The following is a 10,631-nucleotide window of genomic DNA, read 5'->3' as shown; positions in this document are numbered from 1 at the left end:
CGCCACCACCGCGCGAAGACCCACGGCACGTGGCGCTACCTCATCGAACACCCCGGCTCCTACCGCTGGACCACGCCATCGGGCCAGACCTACCGCCGCGACCACACCGGCACCGTCGCCCTCACCTACGCCGAGCCCTGACCACCCCGCCCCGACACCCCGCCACCACCGGCGGGGCTACCGGCACGCTCGTCGCCGGAGGTTGAGCAAGCGAGCGCAGCGAGCGCCGACGAAACCCCGGCAACCCTCCTTACCAGCGTTCCCGAGGTCGGTTGCGAGGTTTCGTCGGCGCCGGTCGGGCTCGTTCCTCGCCCGCCAGGCTTGCTCAACCTCCGGAGGCTTGCGCGGGTCTGGTCTCGCCCAGTGGCTTGCTCAACCTCCCGGGATCGGCCTGACACACTCGGGTCATGGGCTACGTGCTGGTGGTGGGGGAGTCGCTCATCGACGTCGTGACCGACGCGTCGGGAGACACCGTCGAGTGGCCGGGTGGCAGCGCTGCCAACGTGGCGGTGGCATTGGCCCGGCTGGGGCGCCCCACCCGCTTCGCGACGTCGTTCGCCGACGACGCGCGGGGACGCGTGCTCGCCGCCCACCTGTCCGGTGCGGGGGTCGAGCTCGCCGCCGATCCGTACCTCCTCGACCGCACGTCCAGCGCGGCCGCCACCATCGCGGCAGACGGGTCGGCGAGCTATGTCTTCGATCTCGACTGGCGGCTCGGCCCGGTCGCGGGCGTCGACGACGCCGGCCTCGCTCCGCCGGCGTTCGTACACGTCTGCTCCATCGGTGCCGTCCTCGAGCCCGGAGCCGACGACGTCCTGCGGGTCCTCGACCAGCTCGCCGACACGCCTGCCCGGGTCGTCTACGACGTCAACGCGCGCCCGGCGATCACCGGCACCGGCCCCGAGGTGCTGGGCCGTGTGGAGGCCGTGGCGCGCCGCGCGGAGATCGTCAAGGCGTCCGATGAGGACCTCGCCGTCCTCTATCCCACGCTCGGGCTGGACGAGGCCGCCGCGCGGCTGCTCTCCCTGGGCCCGCGCGCCGTGGTGGTGACCCGTGGTGGTGAGGGGGCCACCTGGTTCGACGCCGAGGAGGTGCTGCAGGTGCCGGCGACGCCGGTCGACGTCGTCGACACCATCGGTGCGGGCGACACGTTCTCCGCGGCGCTCATCGACGCGCTCTGGGACGGGAGCAGCCCCGCCGCGGCCCTCGAGCACGCCGCCCGCGCGGCCGCGATCAACGTCACCCGTCCGGGCGCCGACCCGCCGACGCGCGAAGAGCTTGCCGCCGGGTGAGCGGGGCGAACGGTCAGGGCGCCAGGTAGGAGTGCACCATCGGCACCACGCTCGCGCCCTCCCCGGAGGCTGACGCGACCCGCTTCATCGAGCCCGACCGGATGTCGCCCGCGGCGAAGACTCCGGGCACGGTGGTGGCGAGGTTGAGCGGTGGGAGGCCGTCGGTCCAGCACTCTGCGGGGATGTCGCGGCCGGTCAGGACGAAGCCGTGATCGTCGCGGGCGACGGAGTCGGGCAGCCAGTCGCAGTGCGGAGCCGCGCCAAGCAGCAGGAACAGCGCCTGAGCCTCCCGCCGGGTGACCTCGCCGGACGTCGTGTCGCGGACGTCGAGCCAGTCCAGCCTGCCCTCGCCGCCGCCGTCGGCGACCTCGGCGCAGGTCTGCACGGTGATCCGCGGGTTGTAGGCGATCTCGTTGATGAGATAGGCCGACATGGTCTCCTCCAGCGAAGTACGGCGCACCATGATCGTCACCGAGCGGGCGAATCGGGCGAGGTGGATGGCGGCCTGCCCGGCGGAGTTTCCGCCCCCGACGACCACGACGTCGGCGTTCTCGGTCTCGCGGGCCGCGCTCATCGCCGAGCCGTAGGTGACGCCGAGACCCACGAGCGCCTCGATGCTCTCGACGCCGAGCTTGCGGTAGGCGACGCCGGTGGAGACGACCACGCTCCGGGCGGTCACGGTGCCGGAGTCGGTGTGCAGCAGGTGGTGGCCCTCGGTTCCCGCGCCGGTCTCGAGCTTGGTGACCTCCCACCCGATGAGGAAGCGGACGCCGAAGCGGATCGCCTGCCCGCGTGCGCGCTGGGCGAGCCGCATGCCGCTGATGCCGCGGGGGAAGCCGAGGTAGTTGCGGATCATCGAGGAGGTGCCGGCCTGCCCGCCGACGGCTCCGGCCTCGAGCACCACGGTGTTGAGGCCCTCGCTCGCGCCGTAGACGGCGGCCGCTAGCCCGGCAGGGCCCGCCCCGACGATCGCGAGGTCGACGACCTCGGTGATCCCGTCGCCGCCGATGTGGGTGTAGAAGTGGGTGGCGACCTCGCGGACCGAGCTCGGCACGTAGGTGCCCCGGGTGTCGACCCGCACCAGCGGGAACCCGACGGTGCCTCCGGAGGCCTCGTGCTCGGCGATGGCCTCCTTGCCGGCCTCGTCGTCGGGGCGGACGACGCGGGTGGGCATCCCGATCCGCTCGGTGAACTCGCGGATCTCGCTGGTCAGCGGCAGCCCGGGAGGAGCGACGATCCGTACCGTCTCGATCACCGGAGGGGCCACCGACTGTCCCCAGTCCGACAGCATCTCGGTGATGGCGGCGTGGAACTCCTCGTCGCGGACGCCGCGCGGCATGAGCAGGTGGGCGTCGTACTTGCCCTTGGCCAGACCGGGTCGTAGTTCGTTGCCGAGCTCGAGGAACCGGTCCCAGTGCGCGACGATGATCCGTCGCGCCGTCGGGACCTTGGCGCGCCAGTGGTGGAAGGCGAGGAGCGGGTGGGAGTCCGGCAGGTCGCCGTCGTGGACGAGCAGCGCGATCGGCGCTCCCTCCGCCTTGACTGCCAGGATCGTCTCGATGGCCTCGGCGCTGGAGCCGGCGACCCGCAGGTCGTAGTCGCGGGCGTAGCGCCCGAACTCGTCGAGCAGGGAGTCGGCGTGCTTGGCCGAGACGAGGAGGATGACCGGTGTGCTCACGGCGTCACTGTAGGACGCGGGTGGCGCTCTTCCCCACGACCTTTCCAGCGTCGTGGAGACCGAGCACCCGGGACGCGCCGTCAGCTCTTGCCGACGGCCTCCGGCGGGACGTACTCGGCGGCCGCGTGGGGGAAGTGCTGGTCGCGGAAGCGGGCGGCCGCGTGGCCGGCGGGCACCATGCCGATGGCAGCCACCACCACGATCGCCGCGATCACGAACCAGCCCACGCCGGTGAACAGTCCCGGGTCCCACTGCATGGCCAAGAAGGTGAACAGCGCCGGCGCCCAGGCCGAGCCGAGGCCCTGGAAGACCTCCGCGACGCCGCCGTACTCGCCACGTCGCTCGGGATCCATCAGCTCGGCCTCGAGCGCCCAGGACGCCGCCGAGATGGCCAGCTCGGCACCGGTGACCGCCACGTGGCCCAGCCACACCAGCGCGATCGTGAACAGGCCGCGGGTGTCGTGGGTGATCAGGGTGATCGCGCAGGCGAGCACGTAGAACCCGGCGCTCCAGCCGACCCGCTTCAGGGCGTCGCCGACATTGCGGACCCCCCGCGAGGTGTAGGCGGGCAGGAAGATGCACATGACCGTGTTGGTTCCGAACAGCCAGGCGAGCAGCCAGCGCGGCGAGTCGGTCTCGTAGACCAGCCACAACGGGATGACCGTGTGGAGCAGCACCTGATTGGTCCACATCGTGCCCTTGAACATCGAGAGCACCATCCAGCCCGGGTTGCGCAGCGGGCCGGGCGTGGTGGGCTTGACGGCCTTCTCGCCGCTCTCGCGGCGCAGGTCGTGCGAGGCCTTGGGCAGGCGGTGGATCCAGAAGGCGTTGAGGATTCCGACGACCAGGCTGAACGTCGGTACACCCCACTGGAGCGCGCGGTCGTCGGGGATCGCGAGGGCGATCCCGCTGAGGATCGAGCCGAGCGTGAAGCCGACGTTCAGGCTGGAGTACATGTAGGCCTGCGTCTCCACCCGCTCCTTGGGCGGCATCACGTCGAGGATGTAGGCGTTGCGGCCGGCGCCGCCGGCAGCCTCGATCACGCTGAAGACCAGCACCACCGCGACGTAGGGCCAGAAGCCGCCGATGAACGGCCAGCAGCCGAAGACCAGGGCCGAGCCGATGGCGCCCAGGCCCCACATCCGCTTCGGGCCGACCAGGTCGACGATCCGGCCCATCGGATAGGCCAGCGTCAGGCTCGCCACCATCCCGATGGTGAGGCCGAGCCCGACCTGCGGTGCCGTCAGGCCGACGAACTCCTTGAGGTAGAAGGCGCTGCCGGTGACGAAGGTGCCCTCGGCGCTGGCGAACAGCAGCGACTGGGTGGCCAGCCGACGCGAGAGCGGCGTGGGTGGCACCAGTCGCTTGGCCGTTTCGCTCATCCGAGACACAAGGGTCAATGCCACCACGGCCGGTGGTCGGCGCGCACCCGCTTTTCGGGTCTGCGCGGTGTGCCGTCGGGCACAGTGCTCCGGGCCGTAGCCGTCCTGCGAGAATCGCCGCGTGCGCCTGCGGATCGATCTCGCCTATGACGGCACCGACTTCCGCGGCTGGGCGGCGCAGCCGGGCCTGCGGACGGTGCAGGGCGAGCTCGTCGCGGCCCTCACCACCGTGCTGCGTGCGCCCGAGGCGGTCGCGGTCGTGTGCGCCGGACGCACCGACGCCGGCGTCCACGCCCGCGGGCAGGTGGTGCACGCCGACGTCGACCCGCTGCTGGTGCCCGACGACGATCCCTCGCGGCTGGCCCGGCGACTCAACGGCGTGCTGCCCCCCGACGTCCGGGTGCGCCGGGTCGCCGAGGCGCCCGACGGCTTCGACGCACGGTTCGGCGCGCTGTGGCGTCGCTACGCCTACCGGGTCGCCGACGACGTCGCCCTGCTCGATCCGCTCGCCCGCCACCAGGTGCTCGCCTGGCCGCGGCCGCTCGACCTGGATGCGATGAACCGCGCCGGCGCGCTGCTGGTCGGGCAGCACGACTTCGCCTCCTTCTGCAAGCAGCGTGAGGGGGCCACGACGATCCGGACCCTGCTGGAGCTGTCGTGGATCCGCGACGCCGACGGCCTGGCGGTCGCCACGGTGGTGGCCGACGCGTTCTGCCACAGCATGGTTCGCGCCCTGGTCGGCGCGCTCCTGGCTGTGGGGGAGGGACGACGTGAGGTGCAGTGGGTAGGCGAGCTGCTGGCGGCGCGGGCCCGGAAGGGTGCCGCCGCCGTCGTCCATGCCCACGGGCTCACGCTGGAGGAAGTGGCCTACCCGTCCGATGGCGAGCTCGTCGCGCGGGCCGAGCAGACGAGGGCGAAGCGTGTCTGACCGCGAATCGGAGAATGGCTCCGAGCACTACTTCAGCGCCGATCCGTCGGTGCCGTTCAAGCGCGTTCCCCTGAGCGCCGACGTGTGGGGCCGGCGCCTCGACCTGGTCTCCGGCTCGGGGGTGTTCGCGCAGGGGCGGCTCGACGTCGGCACCGGCATCCTGTTCCGTGAGACCGACCCGCCGGCGGGCGACGTCCGCTCGGTGCTCGACCTGGGCTGCGGCTACGGCGTGATCGCGTCGGCGCTCGCCACCTGCCTCCCGCAGGCGCGCGTGACCGCGGTCGACGTCAACGAGCGAGCGCTGCTGCTGACCCGCGAGAACGCCGCCGCGCTGGGCGTGGCCGATCGGGTGCGCGCCGTGCTCCCCGGCGAGGTCGATCCCGGCGAGAGGTTCGACGAGATCTGGTCGAACCCGCCGATCCGGATCGGCAAGGCCGCGCTGCACGAGCTGCTGCTCACCTGGCTGCCGCGACTCGCCCCCGGCGGACGCGCGGTAATGGTGGTCGGGAAGAACCTCGGCGCCGACTCGCTGCAGCGGTGGCTGGGCGACCAGGGCTATCCGACCGAGCGGCTGGCCAGCGCGAAGGGCTTCCGGGTCCTGGAGTCGCGGCGTGCGGGCGACCTCAGCGGCTGAGGCCCGCGCAGGTGCGCAGGTCGGCGCGCTCGGCCTCGAAGTCGGCGAGCGCGGCGCGGTCGGATCGGCGGAGCGGGGAGGGCAGCCCGTCGGTGCCGATCCGCGCCGGCTCCCACTGCGCTGCGGTCACCCGTGCCCGGCCGCCCGGCTCCGCCGCAGGACGCACGGTGAGAGTGAGGACGCCCGTCGTGGAGCTGACCTCGGAGCCCTGGGAGTACCAGGCGTAGTTGCCCAGGCCGTAGGCGACGTAGGCCGGGTCGTCCGGCCGCAGCCGCCCGTCGCCCTGGAGCCGATGGGCGTGGGTACCGGCGACGACGTCGGCGCCGGCGTCCACGAGCTCCCGGGCGAGGCTCTGCTGCTTGTCGGTGGGGCAGCGCTCGCCCTGGATGCCCCAGTGCAGGTAGGCGACCACCACGTCGGCCTCGGCGGCGGCGTCGGCGACCGCCGCGAGGAGGCGGGCCGGGTCGACTGCGTCGGCGGTGCCGGCACGGACGTCGGTGGCCGCCCAGTGGCCGGTGGGATCGGCCGTCGGATCGTCGGCGGCGAGGGTCGCGCCGATCACCGCGACCTCGACGCCGTCAACCTCGATGCGGGCGGGTGCGAACGCGGCCTCCGCGTCGCGACCCAGCCCGACGACGTGCAGCGGCGGATCCGCCTGGGCCGCCGTCGCGATCGCCCGGAAGGTGCCGGCCAGGGGAGCGCGGCCGAAGTCGAGGGCATGGTTGTTGGCCATCGTGGCAACGTCGACGCCGGCCGCGGCGAGTGCGGTGAACGCGCTCGGCGGCGCCTGGAACGGGTAGCGCTTGCCCGGCTCCGGATCGCCGCCGGTGCCGACCGACGTCTCGAGGTTGACGATCGCCACGTCGGCGCCCGCGAGCGCGGTCGTGGCCGGGGCCAGCGCGGTGGACGGGTCGTCGAGCCGGGACCGGAGCACGCCCTCGAAGTGGACGTCGCCGGCCACCGCGATGGTGAGCGGCTGGCGGGGCGGCGGCTGCGGCGAGCGTGACGGCGAGGTGACCGGGGGCGTCGAAGGGTGGCTCTGGGTCTCCGGCCCGGGGGTGGGCGCCGGCCCGGGGGTCCCCGGGGACGAGCAGCCGGCGATCGCGACCGCCGTCGCGAGCAGAAGCGCGCCACGCCGGATCGCTCGCCGTCCCATGATGCGACCCTACGTGTCTGTGTATGTCTATGATTAAACTCGACTAAACGGTCGACCCGAAGGAGAGCCCCATGACCAGCACGCTCGAACGCCCCGACGTCAGCCAGGTCGAGGCGAGCCCGCTGACGGTGCAGCGACTGGGCGGCCGGATCGGGGCCAGGATCGACGGCGTCCGGCTCGGCGGCGACCTCGACGCGGTGACAGTGGCCGGCATCCGCGCCGCGCTCCTGGAGCACAAGGTCGTGTTCTTCTCCGGCCAGCACCACCTCGACGACGCCGGCCACCAGGCCTTCGCCGAGACGATGGGCCCGCTCACCACGGCCCACCCGACCGTCAACACCGGCTCGCCGCGGGTCTTCAAGGTGACCGCCGACAAGGGGATGGCCGCCAACGCCTGGCACACCGACGTCACCTTCGTCGACCGGGTGCCGGCGATCAGCGTCCTGCGCGCGGTCACGCTGCCTCCCTACGGCGGCAACACGGTGTGGGCCAACGCGGTCGCCGCGTACGACGCGCTGCCGCCGTCGCTAAAGGCGCTGGTGGAGGACCTGTGGGCGGTGCACACCAACAGCTACGACTACGCCCAGCAGGACGAGGAGTCGGAGGAGCCCGACGCCAACTACTCCCGCGCCGACTTCACCGCCCAACTCTTCGAGACCGAGCACCCCGTGGTGCGCGTCCACCCCGAGACCGGCGAGCGCGCGTTCGTCCTCGGCCACTTCGTCAAGGGCTTCGTCGGCTACAACCAGCGCGAGTCGAGCGCGATCTTCAACCTGTTGCAGAACCGGATCACCAAGCTGGAGAACACCATCCGCTGGTCCTGGAAGCCCGGCGACGTGGCGATGTGGGACAACCGTGCCACCCAGCACTACGCCGTCGCCGACTTCGGCACCGAGTACCGCGAGATGCGCCGGATCACCGTCGCCGGCGACCTGCCGGTGAGCATCGGCGGACGCCGCAGCCGGGTGCTGCGCGGCGACGCCGAGGCGTACTCGCGCATCGACGAGCTGATCAGCTGAGCCCGATCGCGCGCTGCGCTGCCCGGCTACCGTGGACCGTGTGACCGACCGGCGCGATGTGCACCCGCATCACCTGCTGCGTGCGGTGCTCGCCGATCCGCCGGCGTGCGAGGTGCTGGCCGAGCTCGGGGTCGCGCCGTCCGACCTGCTGTTGACTCTCGACGGCCTCTGGCTGGCCGCCTCCGACACGATCGAGGTGGAGGAGATCGAGGCGCGCGGCATCGACGTCGAGGTGGTCCTGTCGGCGCTGAACCCGCCGTTCGACGGCGAGGCCGACTGGGGCGGGCGCCGGCTGTCCGACCCGACCCGCGCCGTCCTGGTGCGTGCCCTGGCCCTGCGCGGCCTCGCCCAGGGCCGGCCGGTGACCAGCCGCCACCTGCTCCTCGCGCTGATGACCAGCCGCGACCGCCTCGTCACCGACGCCTTCGCCGCTCACCGCCTGCGCTACCGCGACGCCCGAAGGGTCGCCGACCGCCTCGGCCGCCGCTCCTGACGCCGACCCGTCAGCCATAGCGGACGGGTCGGCGTGATCTCTGCGCTGACCCGTCAGCTATAGCGGACGGGTCAGCGCAAATGCGGCCGAGTCAGCCCTCGAGTCGGTCGACCTTGGCCTGAAGGCGGCGCATCCCGGCGATCCACTGGTCGGTGTCTGCCGCGCGGGTGCGGTAGTAGCCGCCGACCTCGGGGTGGGGGAGGACCAGGAAGCGGTCGTCGTCGAGGCTGGAGATCCAGGCGTCGGCGACGGCGGTGGGGTCGAGGGCGTCGTCGTGGGAGAGCAGGTCCTTGAGCGGGCCGGCCTGGTCGAGCATCGCGGTCTGCACGCCCTGCGGGCAGATCGCCTGGACGACGACGCCCCGGTCGCCGTAGGTGACCGAGAGCCACTCGGCGAACCCCACCGCCGCGTGCTTGGTGGTGGAGTAGGCCGCCGCGCCGATCATCGTGAGCAGGCCGGCCGCCGAGGCGGTGACGACGAAGCGGCCGCCCCGGCCGTCCTCGACCCACGACGGCACCAGCGTGCGGGCCGCGCGGATGTGGGCCATCACGTTCACGTCGATCATCCGCTCCCACTCGGCGTCGGGGAGCTGGAGCGGGTCGGGCGTGGTGCGGTCGATGCCGGCGTTGGCGAAGTAGAGGTCGATCCGGCCGAGCGCGTGGGTCGCGGTGGCGATCAGCGTCTCGACGCCCTCGGCCGACGACGCGTCTCCGGGCACCGCGATGGCGCCGATCTCCTCGGCGGTGGCGGCGAGGCGGTCGGCGTCGACGTCGTTGACGACGACGCGGGCCCCCTCTGCCACCAGCCGCGAGGCGAGCGCCCGGCCGATCCCGCCGGCGCCCCCGGTGACGACGGCGCCCTGCCCCTGCAGCTTCGGGTGTCCCATCAGTCGCCCGCCGCGCGCGCGAGCGGGTCGAGCAGGTCGTGCTCGTCGAGCGTCGCGTCGAGGGTGCGCAGGTGGTGACCGGCGTCGCCGAGCAGGTGGTCGAGCACGGTGAGGTGGGCGGTGTACATGCCCACGCTGTACTCGGCGGTCATCCCGATGCCGCCGTGCAACTGGATGGCCTCCTGGCCGATGTGCCGCCCGGCGCGGCTGACCTGGAGGCCGACGCGCGCGGCGGCCTCGTGCAGCGCCGCGGCGTCGCCCTCGGCGGCCACCATCGTCGCCCAGTCGACGAGGCTCTGGGTGAGCTCGAGGCTGGTGTACATGTCGGCGGCCCGGAAGGTGAGCGCCTGGAAGGTGTTGAGCGTGACGCCGAACTGCTTGCGGCTCTTGAGGTACTCGGTGGTGGCGCGCAGCTGGGTCTGCATCATGCCGAGTGCCTCGTTGGCGGCCATCACCTGCGTGAGGTCGAGCGCCTCGCAGATCGCCTCGGTGACGTCGGCTCCGGCCTCGCCCAGCGGCGTGGCCGCGGTGGCGTCGAAGACCACGCGGGCCGCGCGGCCGCCGTCGGGTAGCCGGTAGCCGGTCCGCTCGAGGCCGGCCAGCGCGTCGCCGTCGACCACGAACAAGCCCGTGCCGCCGTCGGGGAGAGCAGCGCTCACGATCAGGACGTCGGCGCGGGCCCCGTGCAGGACGCCGTCCTTGACGCCGGTGAGCCTGCCCTCGGCGTCGGCGGTCACGTCGTGGGCCGACGCGCTCCACCGGCGACCGGGCTCGTCGTGGGCGAAGGCGAGGAGGCTCTCGCCCGCAGCCAACGGCTCCAGGAGGGCCTTGCGCTGCTCGGCGGTGCCGACCGCGGCGACCAGGCCGCCGGCGAGCACCACCGCGGAGAGGTAGGGCTCCGGCGCGAGCACGCGGCCGAGCTCCTGGCACACGATCGCGGTCTCGATCGGACCGGCGCCGGCGCCGCCGTCGTCCTCGGGGAAGGGCAGGCCGAGCAGGCCCATCTCGGCGAGCTGCCCCCACAGCGCCTCGTCGAACCCGGGGTCGTCGCCGACGGTGCGGCGGCGCTGCTCGTAGTCGCTGTAGGCCTTGCCCACCAGGCCGCGGGCGGCTTCTCGGAGGGCGATCTGCTCGTCGTCGTAGGTGAAGTCCATGTCGCGCCC

General features: G+C 73.0%; 10 protein-coding genes. 5 read left to right on the top strand and 5 right to left on the bottom strand.

Going from position 1 to position 10,631, the window contains the following annotated elements; all coding sequences use genetic code 11:
• Positions 1–407 precede the first annotated feature (407 nt).
• Entirely contained in the window at positions 408–1,292 is an 885-nt protein-coding gene (locus WMR31_RS19685) for a PfkB family carbohydrate kinase (protein ID WP_340540597.1), read from the top strand.
• Positions 1,293–1,305: 13 nt separating this feature from the next.
• Here WMR31_RS19685 and WMR31_RS19680 read toward each other — a convergent pair whose 3' ends face one another.
• Together WMR31_RS19680 and WMR31_RS19675 are read right to left on the bottom strand one after the other, a co-directional pair.
• Positions 1,306–2,970 carry an NAD(P)/FAD-dependent oxidoreductase gene (locus WMR31_RS19680; RefSeq protein WP_340540596.1) on the bottom strand — a complete coding sequence of 555 codons (1,665 nt, stop codon included), beginning with the start codon at positions 2,968–2,970 and terminating at the stop codon, positions 1,306–1,308.
• An 80-nt stretch (positions 2,971–3,050) separates the two neighbouring features.
• Positions 3,051–4,352: an MFS transporter gene (locus WMR31_RS19675; RefSeq protein WP_340540595.1), complete on the bottom strand. Its 1,302-nt coding sequence runs from the start codon at positions 4,350–4,352 to the stop codon at positions 3,051–3,053.
• A 121-nt stretch (positions 4,353–4,473) separates the two neighbouring features.
• On the opposite strand from WMR31_RS19675, the gene truA reads away from it, so the two are divergent.
• Positions 4,474–5,280, top strand: coding sequence for a tRNA pseudouridine(38-40) synthase TruA (gene truA / locus WMR31_RS19670; protein ID WP_340540594.1), 807 nt, complete (start codon positions 4,474–4,476; stop codon positions 5,278–5,280).
• Positions 5,273–5,914, top strand: coding sequence for a class I SAM-dependent methyltransferase (locus WMR31_RS19665; RefSeq protein ID WP_340540593.1), 642 nt, complete (start codon positions 5,273–5,275; stop codon positions 5,912–5,914). Before truA ends, WMR31_RS19665 begins: the two co-directional genes overlap by 8 nt.
• Here WMR31_RS19665 and WMR31_RS19660 read toward each other — a convergent pair.
• A complete protein-coding gene (locus tag WMR31_RS19660) occupies positions 5,904–7,070 on the bottom strand; it encodes a CapA family protein (protein WP_340540592.1) in 1,167 nt (388 codons plus the stop codon). The genes WMR31_RS19665 and WMR31_RS19660 overlap by 11 nt on opposite strands.
• Before the next feature lie 71 nt (positions 7,071–7,141).
• Here WMR31_RS19660 and WMR31_RS19655 point away from each other — a divergent pair, with 71 nt between their 5' ends.
• Together WMR31_RS19655 and WMR31_RS19650 are read left to right on the top strand one after the other, a co-directional pair.
• Positions 7,142–8,089, top strand: coding sequence for a TauD/TfdA dioxygenase family protein (locus tag WMR31_RS19655; RefSeq protein WP_340540591.1), 948 nt, complete (start codon positions 7,142–7,144; stop codon positions 8,087–8,089).
• Between the two features lie 40 nt (positions 8,090–8,129).
• Positions 8,130–8,582 (top strand): Clp protease N-terminal domain-containing protein, encoded by a 453-nt coding sequence (locus WMR31_RS19650; RefSeq protein ID WP_340540590.1) that lies wholly within the window; start codon positions 8,130–8,132, stop codon positions 8,580–8,582.
• A 91-nt stretch (positions 8,583–8,673) separates the two neighbouring features.
• Here WMR31_RS19650 and WMR31_RS19645 read toward each other — a convergent pair whose 3' ends face one another.
• Both WMR31_RS19645 and WMR31_RS19640 read right to left on the bottom strand, forming a co-directional pair.
• Positions 8,674–9,468, bottom strand: coding sequence for an SDR family oxidoreductase (locus WMR31_RS19645; protein WP_340540589.1), 795 nt, complete (start codon positions 9,466–9,468; stop codon positions 8,674–8,676).
• Complete coding sequence (locus WMR31_RS19640) at positions 9,468–10,622, bottom strand: acyl-CoA dehydrogenase family protein (RefSeq protein ID WP_340540588.1); 1,155 nt, start codon at positions 10,620–10,622, stop codon at positions 9,468–9,470. Before WMR31_RS19640 ends, WMR31_RS19645 begins: the two co-directional genes overlap by 1 nt.
• Between the last annotated feature and the right edge of the window lie 9 nt (positions 10,623–10,631).

Source organism: Nocardioides epinepheli (genome assembly GCF_037936805.1).
Taxonomy (GTDB): Bacteria; Actinomycetota; Actinomycetes; order Propionibacteriales; family Nocardioidaceae; genus Nocardioides.
Note: the sequence above shows the minus strand (reverse complement) of the source record. Positions and strands in the feature narration are given on the sequence as shown.